General features: G+C 48.1%; 11 protein-coding genes. 8 read left to right on the top strand and 3 right to left on the bottom strand.

What is annotated here, in order from left to right:
- The first annotated feature begins 2 nt into the window (after nucleotides 1–2).
- Both K1Y79_RS22610 and K1Y79_RS22605 read left to right on the top strand, forming a co-directional pair.
- Nucleotides 3–1,091 (top strand): efflux RND transporter periplasmic adaptor subunit, encoded by a 1,089-nt coding sequence (locus K1Y79_RS22610; protein ID WP_220252469.1) that lies wholly within the window; start codon nucleotides 3–5, stop codon nucleotides 1,089–1,091.
- A gap of 55 nt (nucleotides 1,092–1,146) precedes the next feature.
- On the top strand, nucleotides 1,147–4,245 hold the full coding sequence (locus K1Y79_RS22605; protein WP_220252468.1) for an efflux RND transporter permease subunit: 3,099 nt from the start codon (nucleotides 1,147–1,149) through the stop codon (nucleotides 4,243–4,245).
- A 167-nt stretch (nucleotides 4,246–4,412) separates the two neighbouring features.
- Here the strand turns inward: K1Y79_RS22605 and K1Y79_RS22600 are convergent, their stop codons facing one another.
- From K1Y79_RS22600 to K1Y79_RS22590, 3 genes are all read right to left on the bottom strand, one after another.
- Nucleotides 4,413–4,955: a hypothetical protein gene (locus K1Y79_RS22600; RefSeq protein ID WP_220252467.1), complete on the bottom strand. Its 543-nt coding sequence runs from the start codon at nucleotides 4,953–4,955 to the stop codon at nucleotides 4,413–4,415.
- Between the two features lie 47 nt (nucleotides 4,956–5,002).
- Complete coding sequence (locus K1Y79_RS22595; protein ID WP_236059778.1) at nucleotides 5,003–6,151, bottom strand: acyltransferase family protein; 1,149 nt, start codon at nucleotides 6,149–6,151, stop codon at nucleotides 5,003–5,005.
- A 148-nt stretch (nucleotides 6,152–6,299) separates the two neighbouring features.
- On the bottom strand, nucleotides 6,300–7,193 hold the full coding sequence (locus K1Y79_RS22590; protein ID WP_220252466.1) for a dienelactone hydrolase family protein: 894 nt from the start codon (nucleotides 7,191–7,193) through the stop codon (nucleotides 6,300–6,302).
- Nucleotides 7,194–7,456: 263 nt separating this feature from the next.
- On the opposite strand from K1Y79_RS22590, the gene K1Y79_RS22585 reads away from it, so the two are divergent.
- The 6 genes from K1Y79_RS22585 (at nucleotide 7,457) to K1Y79_RS22560 (ending at nucleotide 21,643) form a co-directional block, all read left to right on the top strand.
- Nucleotides 7,457–9,328 (top strand): acyltransferase family protein, encoded by a 1,872-nt coding sequence (locus tag K1Y79_RS22585; RefSeq protein WP_220252465.1) that lies wholly within the window; start codon nucleotides 7,457–7,459, stop codon nucleotides 9,326–9,328.
- 130 nt (nucleotides 9,329–9,458) lie between these two features.
- On the top strand, nucleotides 9,459–13,382 hold the full coding sequence (locus K1Y79_RS22580) for a hybrid sensor histidine kinase/response regulator transcription factor (protein ID WP_236059777.1): 3,924 nt from the start codon (nucleotides 9,459–9,461) through the stop codon (nucleotides 13,380–13,382).
- A gap of 146 nt (nucleotides 13,383–13,528) precedes the next feature.
- Complete coding sequence (locus K1Y79_RS22575) at nucleotides 13,529–16,630, top strand: SusC/RagA family TonB-linked outer membrane protein (protein WP_220252463.1); 3,102 nt, start codon at nucleotides 13,529–13,531, stop codon at nucleotides 16,628–16,630.
- Between the two features lie 18 nt (nucleotides 16,631–16,648).
- Nucleotides 16,649–18,316, top strand: a complete 1,668-nt coding sequence (locus tag K1Y79_RS22570; RefSeq protein WP_220252462.1) for a RagB/SusD family nutrient uptake outer membrane protein — start codon at nucleotides 16,649–16,651, stop codon at nucleotides 18,314–18,316.
- Nucleotides 18,317–18,318: 2 nt separating this feature from the next.
- Entirely contained in the window at nucleotides 18,319–19,803 is a 1,485-nt protein-coding gene (locus K1Y79_RS22565) for a glycoside hydrolase family 30 protein (RefSeq protein ID WP_220252461.1), read from the top strand.
- Between the two features lie 10 nt (nucleotides 19,804–19,813).
- Nucleotides 19,814–21,643, top strand: coding sequence for a glycoside hydrolase family 35 protein (locus tag K1Y79_RS22560; RefSeq protein ID WP_220252460.1), 1,830 nt, complete (start codon nucleotides 19,814–19,816; stop codon nucleotides 21,641–21,643).
- Nucleotides 21,644–22,274 lie beyond the last annotated feature (631 nt).

The following is a 22,274-nucleotide window of genomic DNA, read 5'->3' as shown; positions in this document are numbered from 1 at the left end:
CTATGAATAAATTAAGTCGCTGGATATCACTGGGCGTATTTACAGGGCTCGCCGCCTGTGCCGGCAAGGGGCAACATCCGGAAACTGCCCAACATACCTTTTGTCCCGACAGTATTAAAGGTGACCTGCGGTTTGATACTGCACGGACCAGGCCTATTACAGAAAGTATCCATCTGACGGGCAGAGTACAGGCTAATCCGGACAATGTAGTCGCTTTTAAGAGCCTGTTCAGCGGAATTGTGGTAAAAACATTCTTTTCCCTGGGAGATTATGTAAAGAAAGGACAGCTGCTGGCGGAAGTACGCAGTACTGAGTTCAGCGCACTGAATGCGGACCTGCGCAGTGTGGAGTCGAGGATGGAAGTAGCCCAGACCAAACTAAAGGCCGTACAGGCTATGTTCAAAGATCATATCGCGTCGCAGAAAGATCTGAGTGAAGCGCAGAGCGAGTATGATGTGCTGAATGCAGAAAAACAGAAGATCAGGAGTAATCAGCAGTTGTTCAGCGCAAGTGCCTCCAAAGATGTATTTCAGCTGAAAGCGCCGGCCAGTGGTTATGTCACTTCCAAACTTATTACCGGCGGCATGCAGATTACCCAGGAAAGTGACGCGCCGCTATTCACGATCTCTGATATTGACGAGGTATGGGTGATGGCCAATGTATACTCTTCTGATATCAGGCATGTGGAGCAGGGTACACCGGTAGAGATCCGTATTACGGCAAGACCGGACGAGGTATTCCATGGTGAGATAGCGACTGTTTCCAAGATGCTGGATGAGGATACAAAGGTGTTCAAGGCAAGGATTGTATTACGCAATACCGGGCTTAAACTTAACCCGGGCATGCTGGCAGATATTACCGTGTTGAAATCGGCCGGCAGGACAGCGGTGGAAGTACCAGTATCGTCTATCGTCTTTTCAGAAAACGAGAACTATGTGGTCATATATAAAGGGAATTGTGAGGCGGAGATCCGGAAGATAGCAATTGCGTCACGTAATCATGATACTGCATTTGTAGGGGAAGGTTTACAGGAAGGTGAGGTGATCGTGTCCAGGAACCAGCTTCTTCTTTTTAATCAACTGAGCAACTAGGCAGGAAGATACTTCCGGTCTGCAGTTGCAGATGTTATTCAATACAACAACAGAGATGCATAAAATTGTCGGAAAGATTGTTTCCTTTTCGCTGAGGAACTCGCTTGTCATATTCTTCTTAACTGCTGTCATCCTTGCGGGTGGTATCATCAGTTATCTCCATACACCTATCGAAGCTTTTCCTGACGTTACCAATACCAGGGCCAGGATTATTACCCAATGGCCAGGACGGAGCGCCGAGGAAATAGAGAAATTTGTCACCCTCCCCGTGATGCGGGAAATGAATACTATCCCGCAGAAACAGTCAGTAAGGTCTATCTCGCTGTTCGGCCTATCGGTCGTGACCGTGACCTTTGAAGATCAGGTAACGGACTTTTACGCCCAGCAGTACGCTTCCAACAGGATCAACAAGGTAGAGCTGCCCGAGGGTGCTTCGGCAGAAATTGAGCCTCCCTATGGTGCTACCGGCGAAATTTTCCGGTATGTGATCAAAAGCAAGAGACCTATTAAAGAACTGACTGCTATCCAGGAATGGACCATTGAGCGTGAACTGCTCGCTGTACCTGGCGTAGCGGATGTAATTACTTTCGGTGGAGAAGAGAAGATCTATGAGATCAGGATCAACCCGTCCGAGCTGGCCAACTTCGGCCTGTCACCACTGGACGTATTTGAAGCGGTGGGTAAGAGTAATGTGAACGTCGGCGGAGATGTAATTGAAAAGGGCGACCAGGCATACGTGGTACGAGGGGTTGGCCTGCTGGAAAAGATAGAAGATATTGAGAATATCCTCATAGAGGTGAAAGACAATGTGCCTGTCCTTGTTAAACACGTGGCACAGGTGGAAGTTGCTGCCAAACCGAGACTCGGGAAGGTAGGCCTTCAGGAAGACGACGACCTGGTACAGGGCATTGTAGTTATGTTAAGGGGCGAAAACCCCAGCGAGGTGATAGAGAACCTGAAAACAAAGATCGCCGACCTCAATGGCAGAATACTGCCGGAGGATGTCAGAATGGTGCCGTTTATTGACCGTTCGGAACTGGTAAATACTACCGTCAAGACGGTTACCAAAAACCTGATAGAAGGGGTGTTGCTGGTATCACTGATTGTGTTCATCTTCCTGTACGACTGGCGCACGACTATCATTGTTTCATCCGTCATTCCGCTGTCCTTCCTGTTTGCACTGATTATGCTCCGGATACAAGGACTGCCGGCCAACCTGATCTCAATGGGTTCGCTGGACTTCGGTCTGCTACTTGAGGGCACACTGGTGATAGTGGAAACCGTATTTGTAGCAATGGCCACCCTGTCACACACTATTGGTACAGAGCGATTTAACAAGATGAGTAAACTGGGGCTGATCAGGAAGAGCGCCAGTGCAGTGGCTACCTATATATTCTTTGCCCTGCTGATACTGATCACGGCATTGCTGCCTATCTTCTCTTTCCAGAAGGTAGAGGGCAAGATGTTCTCCCCATTGGCCTTTACATTGGGCTACGCGTTACTGGGATCTCTTATACTCAGCCTGACTTACGTACCAGCCATGTGTAAAGTGCTGCTGGTTAAGAACATTGAGGAGCGGGAAAATAAAATATCTGCCTTCTTCCGGAAGCATCTCTTCAACTTGTACACTGTCAGTACTAAATACAAGAAGCTGACCCTTGCCATATTCTTGCTCGTATTGGCTGTTTGTATCGGCCGGTTCTGCTTCTATGGCTCTGAGTTCCTGCCAAAGCTGAATGAAGGTTCAATTTATGTGCGGGCTACCTTCCCGAATAGTGTCAATCTCAATGAAACATCCCGGCTGGCTACCGAAATCAGAAAGAAGATCAGCGCATTTGAGGAAGTGAAATTTGTACTCAACCAGGTAGGACGGCCCAGCGATGGTACGGAACCAACTGGCTTCTTTAATATTGAGTTTCATATCCAGTTACATCCTGAAAAGGAATGGAAACATCATATCTCCAAAGATGAACTGATCGGTCAACTGAGGAAGATGCTGGAGGCTTATCCAGGGGTAGTATTTGCCTTTAGTCAGCCAATACAGGATAACGTAGAGGAATATGTGGCCGGTGTCAAAAGCGCTTCTGTCATTAAGATATTCGGCGACGACCTGGTAGAGCTGGAACAGTATGCGGGACAGGTAGCCGATGTGATAAAGAAGGTAGATGGTATCGAGGATGTTAATGTGTTTAAGAATATGGGCCTGCCTGAACTTCGTATAAAACTGCATGACCATGATATGGCCAGGTATGGGGTTGATATTGCTGATGCGCAGGCAGTAATTGAGATGGCTATCGGTGGTCGTTCAGCTACTACCTTCTATGAAAGTGAACGCATGTTCGATGTAAGGCTGCGGTTTGCCAAGGCTTACCGCGACGACGAGAAGAAGATAGGAGACATCCTGATTCCTTCCAAGAACAGGCAGGATCAGGTACCGCTGCGGGATATTGCAACCATTTCCTACGTTACCGGACCGGCATTTATCTACCGGGAAGGTGGTAGTCGCTACATAGCCGTAGGTTTTGCGGTAGAAGGCCGCGACCTGGGTAGTACAATTGCTGAAGCACAATCAGTCGTTGCGAAAGAGATCAAATTACCTGCTTATAACAAAGTGGAGTGGGCCGGAGAATTTGAAAGCAAGGAAAGGGCTACCCGGCAGCTGCTGGTTATCGTGCCGGTGTCATTACTGCTGATCATGTTCCTGCTGTATGTCAACTTCCAGGGTAATATGAAAGATATGCTCATATCGTCCGTGACACTGCCGTTTGCATTTATCGGCGGTTTTATTTCCCTGTGGGTCACCAATACCACTTTTGGTATCTCCGCAGGTATCGGATTCATCATCCTGTTTGGTGTGGCCACCATTGATGGTATAGTGCTGATAGGAGTGATGCGGGACAACCTACGCAAGCGGATGCCGCTACGGGAAGCAATATCGTCTGGTGTTTACTCCAGGATCCGGCCGATTGTAATGATTGCCTTAATGGGATCCCTGGGACTGCTGCCAGCCGCATTGTCTAATGGTATGGGATCAGAGGTACAGAAACCATTGGCTATTATGATTGTCGGTGGATTGATCATCTGTATGCTGTTGTCCGTCACGTTGCTGCCACAGTTATTCTACTGGGCGTACCGGAAAGAAGTAAAAAAATAACAATGATATAGTACGGGATAAATACAGACAGCTGAATTTATCCTACAATAGAGACAAAAGAGGGTCTTTAGAAGGATTATCGTGATTCTGTGAATTACCGGGAGGTGTCTACCTCCCGGTTTTATATTTTAGGCTGATTAGCCAATGATCTAATTAAGAGCGTTACATTACTCACACAGTGCATTTGCGAATTGTCTGGTCTTATACGCTTCCAATAGTTTGCCGGCGATGTCTATATCTCTTGTGGCGGTACCATCTTCCGGAATATCCTGCTGGTCTTCCAGGTAACGGATCACCTTTCCATCTTTCACATACAAGCGATGTTCGATTTTTGAGGCATGACCATCTGCAGACTCGCCCTCGATCAAATCGTAGCTGAATATGAACTTGCCTGACTGGTAATAGAACTCCTTCTTCCAGCTGCCATCGCCGACACTACCTGATTCTATTATTTTAACGATCTCCTTTCCTTTAAAGAAGTATTGTACCACTCCTCCGTCAGCACACGCTGCTGCTTCATATGTAAATTCCTCCTTGCGTAGCTGCATGGCGTTAATCTGCTTAAATGCGGCCCGGATATTGGCAATGTCAGCCGGGTTGGCTGTAGATGCTGCGCTGGCTGACTGGCCTTTCCGCTGGGCGGCAGCTGTCAGGCAGGAAAAGCTTAAGGCCGCCGCCAGCACTACAGGAATAAGGTTTTTTCTGCTCATTTCAGGCAAATAATATGTTGAATATGAAGATACGGACTCCCCGTATGCTACCGCTGGCTGTTCAGCTTCCTTCTGGCTGTCAGATATCTCCGGACAGGGGTATCATATGCTGCCATAGCCAGGTAGGCCAATCCGATGAGGAGGATTACTCCGCCAATGATGATCAATGTTACCTGTCCGGTACCAGGTTGATACTTCGCATAATACCCGCCAAAGGCCCACATTACTGCATAATGTGTCATATATAAGGGGTAGGATATCTTGCCTGCAAAGCTGCATATAGACTGAATACCGCTGCCGGCTGGTGTACCTGCGCCTAATGCGATCAGGAAGGGAAACCAGGCAATCACGATAATCAGTTCTGTGAGCCAGGCCATATTTGTCCAGGGCATCAAAAGCGCACAGAGCAGCAGTAGGGTAGTACCCGCAAAGCCTAGTTTATTGGTAATGATTAATTTATACCGGTATACCAGCATTCCTGCCAGGAAAGAGTACGATAGGCGTGCGCCTCCATGCCACCAGTTGTCTTTGCTCCATCCCCCCAGCAAATTGCCGGCAGTATACCCGATATAGCTGAGCCATACCGCTGAGATAACCGCCAATACCAATAGTATTCTTTTGTTAAGTCGCCAGAGGATTGCTCCGTAAACAATACTCGCTACATATTCCCAGAACAACGACCAACCCGGGGCATTAAGTCCGAAAAGATTGAAGGCCCGCTCGCTCATTACCGGAAAAGGAACCATAAGCAGGGAGGTAAGTATTACCAATGCCAGCTTACCAGCACTATAACCGGTAGGAAAACCCGTAAAAGGGTCAAAAAGGAAGGCAAGCAACCCCAGTACCGTACCCAATACTACGAGTGGGTGCAGCCTGATAACTCTTGAGATAAAGAACTCCCGGAATCCCATTTTCTCTATCCGGTTGTCATACGCATAAGCGATAACAAAACCGCTCAGACAGAAGAAAAAGTCTACTGCAAGGAAGCCATGAGCAGCGAAGTTCTTACTAAAGTCTGTATAAACGATTTCCATAAAATGGAAAAAAACGACTACAATGGCCGCAATGCCTCTGAGTCCGTCGAGTACTTCAAAATGTTGTTTTGTCTGTAATAATTGTTGTTGTTGATGACCTGTTTCTGCGATAGCGCCTGTTTGCATGACAATATTTAAGCGTGAAGCTTGAAAAATAGTCATCCTTTTTAATATATCCAAGCGTCACTGGGCCTATGGTGGTGATAGGCGTTGAACGGTATAGCTGCCGGGTATTTAATACCTGGCGGTTAAAAGAAGAAGGCCTGGACATATAATCTACAGGCCTTCTTTATCTGTTATCAGCTGCTCGTCAGCCGAGTTTCTCCCTGAAGAAGTCAACTGTACGCTGCCAGGCCAGTTCGGCCGCTGCCTTATCGTACCTGGGGGTGGTATCATTATGAAAGCCGTGGTTGACACCCGGGTACATGTACGCGGTGTATGCCTTATGATGTTCCTTCAGCGCACTTTCATATGCGGGCCAGCCTTCGTTTACCCGTGTATCCAGTTCTGCATAATGCAGCTGTAGAGGCGCTTTGATAGCTGGTACATCCTCTTTGGCCGGCTGACCGCCATAGAACGGTACTGCGGCAGCCAGTTCGGGTACACGCACGGCCATCATATTGGCAATCCATCCACCGAAACAGAAACCCACGACTCCGATTTTACCGTTACAGTCTTTATGCTCCTTCAGGTAAGTATAGGCGGCTATAAAGTCTTCCAGCATTTCATTCCGGTCTCTTTTACTCTGTAGCTCCCTGCCCTGATCGTCCGTACCGGGGTAGCCCCCCAGCGGTGTCAGGGCATCCGGTGCAATAGAAATAAATCCGGCAAGTGCTGCTCTTCTGGCTACATCTTCTATATGCGGATTTAAACCCCTGTTCTCATGCACAACAATTATCCCTCCCATTTTGCCTTTCGCATCGGCAGGCCTGGACAATAGCGCTTTGATATTACCGCCGCCTTTGGGTGAGTTATAATTAACATAAGACGAATCCAGCCTGGGATCGTTGGCCTTTATCTGAACAGCATTGTTATAATCCGGCATCAGGAAACTCATTAGCGCAGGTAGCGTCATGCTGCCAACCGCATATACAGACAGCTTTTCCATAAATTCGCGTCTGCTTACCCTGCTATGCGCGTAGTCATCATACAGGTCGAACACCTCCTGTTTGATGTCCTCCTTTTTAATTGCTCCGTTGTTCATAATATCTGGGTTTGTCTTAAAGATAAATATTCTACTGTTCAATGTTACAGATGATATTGTGTACCTTATCCAGGATATTTACCCTTCCAGGACTGTTACCATTCAGTTAGGAACGATAGTTGTAGTGAGGGTAGGCCCGATTGTGCTGCTGCAGAATGATTTGCAATCATTTGGCGATGTGTGTGTTTCTGAGATATTGATTATCAACCAAGTATTAGTATAAGTCACCTTACCTGAATAGGGTATTACCTGAAATAGTTTATATGAAGTTCCGTTACGACATTAATGCCCTCCGGGCGATAGCTGTATTGTCTGTGCTCTTTTTTCACTTCGGTGTCAGCAGATTTGAGGGTGGATTCTCCGGAGTGGATGTGTTCTTTGTGATCTCTGGATACCTGATGACCCGCATTATCAGCGGATCATTGCAACAACATACCTTCACCTTAACCGACTTTTACGGAAAGCGTATCAAAAGGATCATCCCGGCCTTACTGGTACTGGTGGGCATACTGACTGTGCTTACGTTTTTCATTACTTTTCCTGTTGATTACCGCGAGACGGCAAAGAATAGCGTGAGCAGCCTGCTATTTATCTCCAATATAGTATACTGGAGAAACTCCAACTACTTTGCCCCAGCTTCTGATACCAACATCCTGTTGCATACCTGGTCACTCTCTGTAGAATGGCAGTTCTACCTGATTTATCCTATTATACTCCGGTGGCTGCATAAAGTAGTTACCGACAGCAAAAAGTACCTGCTGGTGTTCGTCGGACTGACTGCCTTACTCACAGTCGGCTCCTTTCTTTTTACACAATATGATGCTACCGCGTCATTCTATTTACTGCCTTCCCGCGCCTGGGAAATGATGATAGGGGGAATTGCCTTCTACCTGGAAGGCCGTATCCAAGATCGGAAGAAACGGATACCGCTTGCCCTTATAGGGTATGCCATCATCCTGTACTCGATCCTATTCATCAAGAAAGGAACTGCCTGGCCGGGTGTATTAACCCTGCTGCCGGTCATAGGTACATTCATGGTGCTGATCGCTGACTGGAATGAGCTGAAGCCTGTGAGGATGGGCATTATCCAGTTCTTTGGAAGAATATCCTATTCATTGTACCTGTGGCACTGGCCGGTGATTGTGTTTGCTACCTACTTCGGTATTGTCAGAAACAAAACTACCCTGCTGATCTTTGTCGCTATTGCTATAGGACTGGCTTACCTTTCCTATAGATTCATTGAAACGCTTCATTATAAGCAGAACAAGCGTATCCTGTTTGCTACCGCGGCAATGTCGGCTATCATTCTGGTATGTATGATGACCGACGCCAATAGTTTTCTGTTTAAAGAGAAAAGCCAGGAACTGGCTGCCTACGAGCAGCTGCATGAAGATGAGAAAGGCGCGATGTTCAGGCAGGATACCTGCTTTATCATGATCGGTAGTGGGAAAAAGTATAACAAGGAACACTGCCTTTGCCTGAGCGATACGGTAAAGAACGTCTTGCTGATAGGAGACAGCCACGCTGCCCAGCTTTGGGGTGCCTTGTCAGACAATCTGCGTCACCGCGGTATCCTGTTAAGTCAGGCTACCGGCAGTAGCTGTGTACCTGTTATCAGAAAGAACGTTCCTGGTCATTGTGATGATGTGATCAATTACGTTTACAAAGACTATATAGCGCAGCATGCCGCGGAAATAGACGGCGTAATTATCACAGCCAACTGGGTAAATGAAGTGAACAATAGCCAGGCGCTGATGAAAGATCTGCAAAGTACCCTGCAGTTCCTCAAAGAACATCACCTCAACGTGATGCTGATAGGACAGAATGAGACCTACACTATGAGCTATCCTTATATCGCTGCCTGGGAAAGTGAACTGGAAAGACCGCTCACCAGGAAATTCCGCACGCCACAGTCAGAACAGATCAATACCTTCCTGAAATCCAGTCTGCCGTCGCTCTATGTAGACGTCTTTAATAAAGACAGCGTACCTGCCGTGTCGCCCGCTAATGTGCCATATATGTTTGATGAGCACCATGTCACTCCGTATGGGGCCACCCTGCTGGTAAACCGTGTCTTCACCGATCCTATTGCTGTCAGATTCCTGCAGGAAGTGTACAATCATAAGCGTAGTTAAGACACTTATTATAACTTAAACTCAGTTCCCACGCCACCTACTACATATTTTGCCTAAGAGAAAAAAGGTTTGCTGAATAGAAAAAATCCTTATTTTAACGGCAAAAGAATGCAGTATAATGCGGTGGACAATGATGTTATGGCTTTGCCTTGCAGTAAGCGCGCTGTTTGCTGCCGGTGAACCACTGAAGAATATCAGTATAGAGAACGGCCTTTCCAACAACGCTGTATTGAATGTTTACCAGGATTATAAGGGCTTCATGTGGTTTGGTACCTATGATGGCCTTAACCGTTATGATGGCTATAAATTTAAGATCTACAGAAACAAGATAGGTGATTCCACATCCCTGATCGATAATGGAATCTACTCGGTTGACGGAGATACCGACCACCGCCTGTGGATCGGTGGCCGGAAAGGTATCAGCGTATTCAATCCTGTTAATGAACACTTCTCCATGGCAACATTTGCCAATGGAGCTCCTGTGCGTGGCAACATCCATATTATCAAAGCTGGCAACAGCGGACTCGTACTGGTCGGTTCCGAAAACAGCGGATTGCTTCGCTTTCAGGGGCAGCTGAATACCGGTAAACAAATACCACTGAACAACAGCACCAGCTACGAAGTAACTGCTATCGATTTCACTCCCGACAAAACAGCCGCCTTCGTTTTTGTCCAGCATGTAGGTCTTTGCCGCTACGATTGCAGCAAAGGTACGCTGACCGTTATCAGCAGAGAACGGACACAGGGCAACTGCCTCCGCTTTGATAAAAAAGGTATGCTCTGGCTGGGAACAGACCAGGGGCTTTTCAGCTATAACGGCGCATGGTCTGCCAATTACCTGGAAGAGAACAGTAAAATAGTTAATCTCTGCGCTGACCAGCAAGGCGCAATATGGGCAGGTTCTGATGGACATGGTATCTTTATTGCCAGGGATGGAAAAGCGGCACATAGCCAGCAGGCGCTGACCAGCAACGCGGTATACTCTATCTGCGAAGACCGGCAGGGCCGTAAATGGATCGGTACGCTCAGAGGCGGTGTAAATATTATTGACAACCGCCGCCACCTTTTTGAGCACCAGGCATTCACCGGTACTGTCGATAACTTCATCCTGTCCTTCTGCGAAGGAAAAGACCGTAGTGTATGGATAGGCACTGACGGGGGTGGATTGAAACACTGGGACCGGGACAAAAATATCTTCCGTATCTACAAGTATAATCCGGCTACTCCCGGCGCTATCAGCAGTAATTTTATAACCAGCATGGTGCAGGATGCACAGGGCGACCTATGGATTGCTACCTGGTTCGGAGGCCTGAACAGGTACAACCGGCAGCGCGATGCTTTCGAGCATTTCAACTGTATCAATCCCCTCACGCACGCTGAGGAGAACAATGTATGGATCATCTACGAAGACCGCCGCAAACAACTGTGGGCCAGCACCACCAACAACGGTACGCTATACCTGTTTGACCGGACTACTAACTCCTTCGAGCTCTTTGATCAGAGCCTGATCAATATGCAGTGCCTTGCTGAAGATTCCAAAGGAAACATGTGGGGAGGCAACTATTCCTCGCTCATCCGGATAGACCGCGACCATCGCCGGCACAAAGTCATCCCTGTGGGCTACACCGTAAGGGCCATCCATGAAGATAAACGGGGAAACCTCTGGGTAGGAACGGAGGGCGGCGGGTTGCTGCTGGTGAATGGGGCTACTGGTACCTTTACCCGCTTCACCGAGGCAAACGGACTACCCAGCAACACCATCCTTCGCCTGCTTGAAGATGATAAAGGCTACCTCTGGATGAGTACCTTCAATGGATTGGCACAGTTTGATCCCCAACAGCATACTTCCCGTAATTTCTCCCAGTCCGACGGCCTGCAGAGTAACCAGTTTGCATACAACGCGGCCATGAAGCTGCGCTCCGGTGAATTTCTCTTCGGCGGCATCAAAGGTTTCAATGTCTTCCATCCTGATAGCATCTTTGAACGCAGCAGCTTCGCCCCGGTATTCCTGACAGGTATCCGGATTAATAACAGCCCGGTAGAGCAGCAACCCGACCTGGTCTCCGAACGTACGCTGGAAAATATTGAAGCTGTTACCATTCCATATAACAAAGCGGCCATCTCCCTAGATTTCGTGTCCCTGGAGTATACTTCCCCTGATAAAATCAGCTATGCCTACCTACTCGAAGGATGGGATAAAAACTGGAATGATGCCGGCGCTGCCCGGACAGCTAACTATACCCGTCTGCAGGAAGGAAACTACACCTTCCGGGTGCGGGTCACCAATGCGGATGGTAAATGGGGCAATGATATACAATTGCTGAAAGTGATCGTGTTACCTCCCTGGTACCGCACGCCCTGGGCCTATCTTGCCTTTACGCTGCTCATCTCCCTGCTGATATATGCGTATATCAGGTATAAATCCAGGCAGGAAAGACTGAAGTATGAAATTAAGCTGGCTCACCTGGAAAGCGAGAAAGAGAAAGAACTGAACGAACGGAAGCTTTCATTCTTTACCAATATCTCTCATGAGTTCAGAACGCCGCTGACACTGATTATCAACCCTTTAAAAGAACTGAAAGATAATGAGAAACTAGGTGTTGTATACCGTAATGCCCGCCGCTTGCTCAGTCTTGTAGACCAGTTACTGCTCTTCCGCAAGGCCGGCAACGAGGAACTGAAAGTTGGCCGGCTGGATATAATAGCCCTATGTAATGAGGTCTTCCTCTGCTTCACCCAACAGGCAGCCGCCAGGAATATCCGGTACCAGTTTCTTACCGCTGCTCCTGCGGCAGATATCTACGCCAACTACGAACAGATCGAGATTGCGCTATTCAACCTGCTGTCCAACGCCTTCAAGTTTACGCCGGACGGCGGAGCTATTTCCTGCGAAGTAAGCTGCTCAGCCGCCGAAGTGAAGGTGACCGTCACAGATACCGGCGCGGGTATTCCTGCGGAACAACAAGGCAAGATCTTCGACAAATTCCAGCAGGGCGATAGTAAACAGGCCGGCTTCGGGATCGGTCTTTACCTGGTCAGACAGTTTGTAGAAAATCATCAAGGAACGGTATCCTTCCAGAGTACAATAGGAAAGGGTACCACCTTTTCTATTCACCTGCTAACCGGCAACGCTCATTTTGACCCTGGTCAGTTACTGGAAGAAACTCTAAAGAAATCGGCTATCCTGGACGAGCTGATAGAAGAAGTATATAATAAACCGGTGAAGCCTGCGGCTAATGAGGAAATGATCACCGAAAAGAAGACCGTCCTGCTCATCGATGACAATGCCGAGATCAGGGAATACCTGCGGCAGCTGTTTACCGGCAAATATATCGTATATGAAGCCGAAAACGGGAATGACGGTTATGCGGCGGTGGAAAAATACAGCCCTGACCTGGTGATCAGCGACGTACATATGGAAGGTATGGACGGACTGACCCTGTGCCGTAAGATCAAAGAAACCGAAGCCTTTGGCCATATCCCGGTTATCCTCCTTACCTCCGCTTCTTCTCCTGCTGCAAGACTGGAAGGTATTGAAGGAGGAGCCGACGACTATATTACCAAACCATTCGATAACGAACTGCTATTGGTAAAGGTGCAGACGATTATCAAAAACCGCAACCTGCTCAGGGAATACTTTCTGGAAAGGATCACGCTGAAACGGAGCGACCTGAAAGTTCCTGCCGAATACCAGGACTTTCTGAAGAAATGTATTGAAATAGTAGAAGCCAACCTGGGAAACGACGATTTCTCTATCAAAACCTTCACGCAGGCCATCGGTATGAGCCACTCCAGCCTGTATAAAAAAGTAAAATCTATCTCCGGCCAGACCATCAACGCCTTTATCCGCTCCATCCGGCTGAGAAAAGCAGCGGTTTTAATGCTCAAAGAGAATTATACCGTCAATCAGGCCGCCTTCCAGGTGGGAATTGGGGATATTAAATACTTCCGGGAACAGTTTTTTAAGCTGTTTGGTATGAACCCGTCAGAGTATGTCAGGAAATACCGGCACTCCTTTAACGAGGACCTGACCATCATCAGATCCGAGGGTTGAAAAAAGGGGGTAAAATATGAATATACCCCCTTTTTTAAGTGATTTACCCCCTCAATCAGTCACTTTTATCCCCCTAATTTACGCTTACAAATACCACGTAAACACAGTACAACCAACTATCTGTCAATTTTAAAGGAAAGTACGTTATGAAAAAATGCTTATCTATGGTAGTGACATCAGCTTCACTACGGAAATGGCTCCTTATCCTTCTCTTTTCGCTATCATTTATGCCTGAGCTGTTCGCTCAGAAATTAAGTATCGCGGGAACAGTGAACGAGGGGAAGGATGCGTTGCCAGGGGTAAGTGTCCGGGTTAAAGGGACAAACCAGGGGACACTTACAAATGAACAAGGCCGCTTTACACTGTCCGCGGCTGTGGGAGATACCCTGATCTTCCATCACATGGGTTATACATCACAGGAAGTTATCGTGAAGAGCGGGGCAGCTCTTAATGTCAGTCTCTCTACTAACAGTCAGAATCTTAACGACGTAGTCGTAGTAGGTTATGGTACACAGAAAAAGGCCACCCTCACCGGGTCCATTTCTGTGGTGAAAGGCGCTGACATCGTGAAAAGTCCGCAGCCCAACGTCTCCAATGCGCTGGCTGGCCGCTTTTCTGGTGTAATCACCAACAACAGATCCGGCGAACCAGGTTACGACGGATCCAACATCACCATCCGCGGTCTCGCTACTCCCGGTAGCAACGACGTGCTGATAGTGGTAGACGGGGTGCCCGGACAGATCGGTGGTCTGGACAGGCTCGATCCTAACGACATCGAGAGCATCAGCGTATTGAAAGACGCATCTGCGGCAGTATATGGTAGCCGTGCCGCCAACGGTGTGATCCTGGTAACTACCAAACGTGGTAAAACAGGTAAACCTGCTATCAGTTACAGCTTCAACCAGGGTTTCTCTTCTCCGACCAGACTGCCTAAAATGGCGGATGCTGCTACCTACGCGCAACTGGTCAATGAGATCCGCTATTATGGCAACCCCGCAGGTGGTATGAATCAGCTGTATTCCGATGAAGACATCCGCAAGTTCGGAGACGGTTCCGATCCGCTTAACTACCCAAATACCAACTGGCAGAAGGAAGCACTGAAAAGTGTCGCACTCCAGAACCAGCATAACCTGTCCGTAAGCGGCGGTACCGACAATGTAAGGTACTACGCTTCACTGGGTATGATCAAACAGGATGGTATCTATAGAAAAGGGGTGACTGACTATAACCAGTACAACTTCCGCTCAAATATCGATGCAGACGTTACCAAGCGGCTCAAGGTAGGTATCTACCTGTCAGGTCGTCAGGAAGAACGTATGTATCCGCAAACGGGAGCGGGCGATATCTTCCGCTCCATATACCGCGCATATCCTACGGTAGCTGCCCGTTATCCTAACGGTTTGCCTACTTCCGGTATCGAAAACAATAACCCGGTATTGCAGGTAACTGATATCGGTGGTACCAACAGAAACCCTACGCAGGTATTCAACGGTATCCTGAAAGGCGGTTACACCATCCCCGGCGTAGAAGGACTGTCGCTTGACGGTTTCCTGTCTATCGACAAATCCTGGAGCTTCTCAAAATCCTTCAGCAAACCGTATTCCGTATACCTGTATGACAAAAATGCTGATACCTATAATAAAACCATCGTAGGCGGTTCTGCTGGTGCTGCAACCCTGTCTCAGGGACAACTGAACCGCTCCCTGGTCACTTCCAACATCAAACTGAACTACGCACGCAAATTTGGCAAGCACGATATCGCTGCTTTCGTTGCGTATGAGCAGAGCAAGACCTCTCAGGACAGTATGGGTGCCTACAGGATGAACTTCCCGACTTCGGCTACGCCGGAACTGTCTCAGGGTGGCGCTGCTGCAACGGATAAAAACAACTCCGGTAACAGCTACAACTTTACCAGGAAAAGTTACTTCGGCCGCCTTGCCTATAACTACCAGGAGAAATACCTGCTGGAAGCCCAGGCGCGTATAGATGGGTCTTCTACCTTCCCTAAAGGTAACCAGTTCGGTTTCTTCCCTTCCGTATCTGCCGGATGGCGCGTATCCCAGGAAGAATGGTTTAAATCAGTACACTTCATCAATGACCTGAAGCTGAGAGGCTCCTATGGTACCCTGGGTAATGATAACGTCGGACTGTTCCAATACTACGATAACTACTCTTTCAATAACCAGTACGTGATAGGTTCCGCTATCCAGCCGGGTATTGACCTGATCAAGCTGGGTAACCCTAACATTACCTGGGAAAGAGCAAAGAAACTGGACGTTGGTATCAATGCACAGTTCCTGAACCATTTCAGCATGGAATTTATTTACTTCCAGCAGAAACGTTCTGATATCCTCGCCCTCAGAAATGCTTCTATCCCACAGATGTCCGGTATCGTAAATCCGAATGGTGGCCAGCCACTGGTGCCTTCAGAAAACCTCGGACGGGTAAACAGCAATGGTATTGAGGCCTCTCTTGGCTATAACAACAAGACGAACAGTGGTATCAACTACCATATCAACGCCAACTTTACTTACGCCAAGAGCAAGATCATCTTCCTGGATGAAGCACCAGGTACCCTGGCTTACCAGCGTATTACCGGCAGACCACTTAACACGTACCTGCTCTATAACGCAACGGGTATCTTCAGAACAGAAGACGAGCTGAATAAATATCCTCACCTGACTGGTGCGAAACTGGGAGATCTGATTTACGAAGATTACAATAATGACGGTAAGATCAATGCAGACGATGCGACCAGAACCAAGTATGGCAACATCCCGGAGATCACTTATGGTGTCGTAATGGGTATAGACTACAAAGGTATAGATCTGTCTATCGTATTTGCCGGACAATCACGCGTGAGCCAGTATGTTTTACCTGAATCCGGTACCATCGGTAACTTCTACAGCAGCTGGGCCGACAACCGCTGGAGCCCCAACAACCCGGGAGGTACCTTCCCAAGGGTAGATGAAAGAGCTTCTTCTTCTGTGAATGGTGGCCTTTACCAGAACAACTTCTGGCTGAACGACGCTTCTTTCCTGCGTCTGAAGAACGTGGAACTGGGTTATAACCTGAATCAGAACCTGTTATCCAGACTGAAATTAGCCGGTGTACGGATTTACGCCAACGCATTTAACCTGTTCACCATCACACAAGTGAAAGATTACGATCCGGAAGGTAGCAGCGGCAGCGGACAATTCTATCCGCAGCAGCGTATCGTGAATGCAGGCGTGAACGTTAAATTTTAATACGTAAAAATTCCATCGATGAAAACTAAGCACATTATTTACTCGATTATAGCCCTTGCTGGCACCACTTTAGCTTCCTGTAAGAAAGAATACCTGGACGTTGTACCGACAGACAGGGTGGCTGACGTGACTATCTTATCTGACTCTTCCCTCTTCCAGAACTATGTAATTAACCGTTACATGAGTATCAAACTCCAGGACAAAGAAGGGGAAGGCACCAATCCGGGCTTCGGCAGAGGATTTGAATATGCTATGTGGAGTTCGGTAACAGACGAATCCATGTACAACAATGACGACAATACCTGGCTGATTCAAAGAGGCCTGCTGGCACCAGAGAACACCGGTATCGCCGGCACTATCTGGGGCAGAAGCTACCGCAGCATCCGTGAGTGCAACTACGGCCTGAATAATATTATGCAGGTACAAATGAGTGAAACACTGCGTAACCGCCTGAGAGGCGAGCTGCATTTCATCCGTGGCTTCCGTTACCATGACCTGGTAAGAAACTATGGAAAGGTAGTACTGGTAGGAGATAAGGTCTACAACCTGAATGATAACATGGCCGAAGCAGACTATACCCGCTCTTCTATCAAAGAGGGTATTGACTACGCGGTGGCTGAACTGGATTCCGCTATCCAATATCTGCCGGCTACAAACGAAAGCAACTGGGGACTGGGTCGCGCAACCAAAGGAGCTGCCATGGCATTGAAGGCGCGCCTGCTGCTGTATGCTGCCAGCCCTTTATATGACGCAGGTACCTGGGCTGCGGCTGCCGCTGCTGCAAAAGCTGTCATAGATCTCGGACAATATTCCATTGCTCCTGATTATGCAAAATTATTCCTCGATGCTTCCAGCAATGAGATCATTTTCTGTCGTCAGTACGCGATCGGCGCACGTCACGTATGCCTGGAAATAGCGAACGGCGCAAATGGTTACAATGGCTGGGCAGGTAATACTCCGTTGCAGAACCTTGTAGACGCTTATGAAATGAAGAGCGGTAAGCCTATCACAGATGCTACCTCCGGTTATGACGCAGCTAATCCGTATGCTAACAGAGATGCGCGCTTCTATGCCAGCATCCTCTACAACGGCGCTTCTTACAGAAACTCCACCGTACAGATCTATACGCCAGGTGGTAAAGACAGTAAAGACGGTCCTTCCAACTGGAATACCTCCAAAACAGGCTACTACCTGCGTAAATTTATGGACGACAGGAACCCGATTGACAACCCATGGGAAGTGGCTGGTTTGCAACCCTGGATCTATATGCGCTACGCAGAAGTACTGCTGAACTATGCAGAAGCACAGAACGAAGCGGTAGGTCCTGATGGTACCGTGTACAACGCTATCAACCAGATCAGGCAACGTACCAGCGTACAGCAGCCGGCATTACCTGCTGGTCTGACGCAGGAGCAGATGCGGGAAGTGATCAGAAGAGAACGTCAGGTAGAACTGGCATTCGAAGAGCACCGCTTCTATGACGTACGCCGCTGGAAGATTGCTATGCAGACTGAAAACATACCTGCATATGGTGTGGACGTTACCCTGGTGAATGGTAGACCGGTATATACAAGAAAGGAAGCCCTGAGCGGACGGCTGTTCACCGAGAAGAACTACTTCCTGCCAATACCGAGAACAGAAATACTGGCTACTAACAACAAATTGGAACAAACCTCCGGATACTAAGCATGAGAAGACTGATTATGCCGGTGTTGATGGTATTTGCATACATGAAAACTGCGGTGGGTCAGACCACCGCAGTTCATGTATGCCTCGACCCGGGAACGACTTACCAGACGATTGACAATTTCAGCGCGTCTGATGCCTGGTCTGTGCAGTTTGTTGGCAACTGGCCAGAGCAGAAAAGAAATGCGATGGCCGATTGGCTATTCAGCACAGACACCAGCGCTACCGGTAATCCTATCGGAATCGGACTATCTATGTGGCGCTTCAATATCGGTGCAGGCAGCGCTGAACAGGGTGATAGCAGCGCTATCCGTGATGAATGGAGACGCGCCAATGAGTGGCAACGGCAGTCCGGGCAACTATGGTTCCTGGAAGCAGCCCGTAAACGGAAAGTAAACCAGTTCCTGGCATTCCTGAATAGTCCGCCGGTAAACCTGACGCTCAACGGCAAAGCCTTCGCTTATAACGGTATCAGCAACATCAGCCCTGAGAAATACGACGCACTGGCTACCTACATCGCCAACGCTCTTACCGGTATCCGCAAAAAGACTGGTATACACTTCGATTATATCAGTCCTATTAATGAACCGCAATGGGACTGGAGCGATGGTAAACAGGAAGGTTGCCCGTATGACAATGAACAGATCAGCGGTGTGACAAAAAGCCTCAGCCGTACACTGCGCGCTAAGAAGATCAATACAAAAATATTAATCGGGGAAGCAGGAAAACTGGACTATCTGTACAGTGCTGCTGATAAACCCGCAAAAGGCAAACAGGTCTCAGCTTTTTTTGATCCTTCTTCCGCTTTGTACGTCGGTAATCTGCCTAATGTCAGCCGTACTATTGCCGGGCACAGTTATTTTACCACATCACCTGCATCCGTAGCTGTCAGCACCCGTGAGGCAGTGGCTAAGTCAGTTGCAGCCGTGCCGGGACTAGGTTTCTGGCAATCAGAGTATTGTATATTGGGTGATAACGCCGGTGAAATAAACGGGAACAAACGAGACTATGGGATGGAGGCTGCATTGTATCTGGCTACCGTCATTCACCGCGACCTTGCTATCGCCAATGCACGTGCGTGGCAGTATTGGCTGGCCATCTCTCCATACGATTACAAAGATGGACTGATCTATATTGACAGAAAAAAATCCGACGGTGCCTACCATGACAGTAAGATGCTCTGGGCTATGGGCAACTACAGCCGCTTTATCAGGCCAGGCGCACAAAGGATAGCAGCGCAGCTACAGGGAGATTCAACCTTGCTGGTGTCTGCGTATAAAAATGCAGACAAAAGTATCTGCATGGTGATCGTCAACAATTCTCAGCAGGAAAAACAGCTCGTTGCACATACATCTGACGGCAGTATCAGCCGGATGCGCACTTATGTAACTTCAGACGCCGGTAGCCTGCAACCCTTACCGGTAAAAGATCATATCATTATACCTGCACGCGCTGTTGTAACAGTGACCGGCAGTATCAAACCATAAAAGATCAGGCATGAAAAAGACTGGCTTTATTACGTTACTCATTGTTTTTTCCCATCTGTTTTCAATAGCACAGCAGCATACCTTCGCCCTGGGGGATACGGCTTTTCTGCTGGATGGAAAACCGTTCCTGATGATCTCAGGAGAGATACATTATCCAAGAGTGCCCAAAGAATGCTGGCGCGACCGCATGAAAATGGCGAAAGCGATGGGACTGAACACCATAGGTACCTACGTGTTCTGGAATGTGCACGAGCCGGAAAGAGGACAATATGATTTCTCCGGTAATAACGACATTGCCGCATTCGTCCAGATGGCAAAAGAAGAAGGATTATGGGTTGTACTACGACCCAGCCCTTATGTCTGCGCCGAATGGGAATTTGGCGGATATCCTTACTGGCTGCAGGAAATCAAAGGACTGAAAGTACGTAGTAAGGAACCGCAGTACCTCGATGCTTACCGGAATTACATCAGGGCAGTCGGTAAACAATTATCTCCGCTGCTGGTGACCCATGGTGGTAACATCCTGATGGTGCAGATAGAAAATGAATACGGTTCTTATTCCGATGATAAAGATTATCTCGATTTGAACAGGAAGATGTTCATTGAAGCGGGCTTTGACGGATTACTGTATACCTGCGATCCGAAAGCGGCTATCAAAAATGGACACCTGCCTGGCCTGCTGGCAGCTATCAATGGAGTGGATGATCCCGCTACGGTCAAGCAACTGATCAACGAAAACCATGGAGGCAAAGGACCCTACTACATTGCTGAATGGTATCCGGCCTGGTTTGACTGGTGGGGTACAAAACATCACACCGTACCTTATCAGCAGTACCTGGGCAAACTGGACAGCGTATTGGCCGCGGGCATCTCCATCAACATGTATATGTTTCACGGAGGTACTACGCGAGGCTTCATGAATGGGGCCAACGCCAATGATAAAGATCCATATGAGCCGCAGATCAGCAGTTATGACTATGATGCGCCACTGGATGAAGCCGGAAACGCAACAGAGAAGTTTATGCAGTTCCGCAATGTCATTGCCAAATACCTGCCTGCCGGTACCGTATTGCCGGAAGTGCCTGCAAAGAGACCGGTGATTACCATTCCTGATATCCGCTTCACCACCGCTACCAGCGTATATGGTTTGCTGCCAAAGGCTGTCAGTAGTGCCACGCCGCGTACCTTTGAAGACCTTGGTCAGGCATATGGCTGGGTAATGTACAGCACCACCCTGGAAGGTAACCGAAAGGGCCTGCTACAGCTGAAAGAACTGCGGGACTATTGTATCGTAATGGTCAACGGAAAAAGGGTAGGTGTGCTCGACAGAAGATCCAAACGTGATAGTATACAACTGCAATTACCTGCGGGGAAAGTGAAGCTGGACCTGCTCGTGGAAAACCTCGGCCGTATCAACTTTGGTCCTTACCTGTTGTCAAATAGGAAGGGTATTACAGAAAAAGTATTGTTTGATAACAAAGAGGTAAAAGGGTGGCAGCAATACGGACTTCCGTTCAATAAGCTGCCTGCTGTGAAGGCGACTCCGCTGAACGCAGCCGCGAATGTACCGGTATTCAAAACAGGTCAATTCACCCTTGCCCAAACCGGCGACACCTGGCTGGATCTGAGCAACTGGGGCAAAGGCGCTGTGTGGATTAACGGGCATCATCTCGGAAGATACTGGCAGGTGGGTCCACAGCAAACGATTTATGTTCCTGCCGAATGGCTGAAGACTGGAAAGAATGAGATTGCAATTATGGAACTGATAAAGCCCGCCACGGAAACACTGAAAGGACTGGACCATCCTATCCTCGATGTGCTACATCCGGAGGCATTATAAGATATCATCAACAGTATGGCATCATCACGATAGATGAATATAGAACAATGGACAGTTACGCAAGAAAGTACTCATAACAGAGACTACCTTGACAGCAAGTTTGGTTAGACTAAAAGGCGGATCTTTTCAGATCCGCCTTTTTCATTCACATGACCACCTTTATGATTTGCGGAAATACAAAGTGTATAGCAGTTCTCCTGATTGTATTCCGCCGCGATGTTACAGCTTATACTTATAAGTGACCGTTTGTTTCGCTTTTATTTAGTCTGATTGATAATTAAATTAAAAATAGTTGTTCGGAGCCTGTTGCTATTAAAGAAGGGTTAAATTCATTCTTAATACCTTCCGTAGGCGGGAAAGTCTCGAAGCTGAATTGGCCCAGGCACTGAAGCGGTAGCGCTGAGGCGCGGTGTATTTATATCGGTTTATTCGTGTCAGGAAACAACTTGTAATAAAGGCTTACAGGTACGGCGTACCCGCAGAAGATGCCTGCTAAGGGTATAGCAGGTTAGTTGTCAACGTGGACTTGATGTGGGAATGTGGTAGTTGTCAGGAGAACTGGTATATAATCGGTGCAGGGGCTGAGAAATGATCGGCGGTTAACATACAGGTAGCAGGAAGCCTGCCCTCA

The sequence above is a fragment of the Chitinophaga rhizophila genome (assembly GCF_019492185.1).
Taxonomy (GTDB): Bacteria; Bacteroidota; Bacteroidia; order Chitinophagales; family Chitinophagaceae; genus Chitinophaga; species Chitinophaga rhizophila.
This window is presented reverse-complemented; position numbering and strand designations above follow the sequence as displayed.

Coding starts and splice junctions, on each gene's coding strand:
- K1Y79_RS22610 (WP_220252469.1), top strand. CDS start 3: ATGAATAAATTAAGTCGCTGGATATCACTGGGCGTATTTACAGGGCTC.
- K1Y79_RS22585 (WP_220252465.1), top strand. CDS start 7,457: ATGAAGTTCCGTTACGACATTAATGCCCTCCGGGCGATAGCTGTATTG.
- K1Y79_RS22605 (WP_220252468.1), top strand. CDS start 1,147: ATGCATAAAATTGTCGGAAAGATTGTTTCCTTTTCGCTGAGGAACTCG.
- K1Y79_RS22590 (WP_220252466.1), bottom strand. CDS start 7,193: ATGAACAACGGAGCAATTAAAAAGGAGGACATCAAACAGGAGGTGTTC.
- K1Y79_RS22565 (WP_220252461.1), top strand. CDS start 18,319: ATGAGAAGACTGATTATGCCGGTGTTGATGGTATTTGCATACATGAAA.
- K1Y79_RS22595 (WP_236059778.1), bottom strand. CDS start 6,151: ATGACTATTTTTCAAGCTTCACGCTTAAATATTGTCATGCAAACAGGC.
- K1Y79_RS22560 (WP_220252460.1), top strand. CDS start 19,814: ATGAAAAAGACTGGCTTTATTACGTTACTCATTGTTTTTTCCCATCTG.
- K1Y79_RS22570 (WP_220252462.1), top strand. CDS start 16,649: ATGAAAACTAAGCACATTATTTACTCGATTATAGCCCTTGCTGGCACC.
- K1Y79_RS22575 (WP_220252463.1), top strand. CDS start 13,529: ATGAAAAAATGCTTATCTATGGTAGTGACATCAGCTTCACTACGGAAA.
- K1Y79_RS22580 (WP_236059777.1), top strand. CDS start 9,459: ATGATGTTATGGCTTTGCCTTGCAGTAAGCGCGCTGTTTGCTGCCGGT.
- K1Y79_RS22600 (WP_220252467.1), bottom strand. CDS start 4,955: ATGAGCAGAAAAAACCTTATTCCTGTAGTGCTGGCGGCGGCCTTAAGC.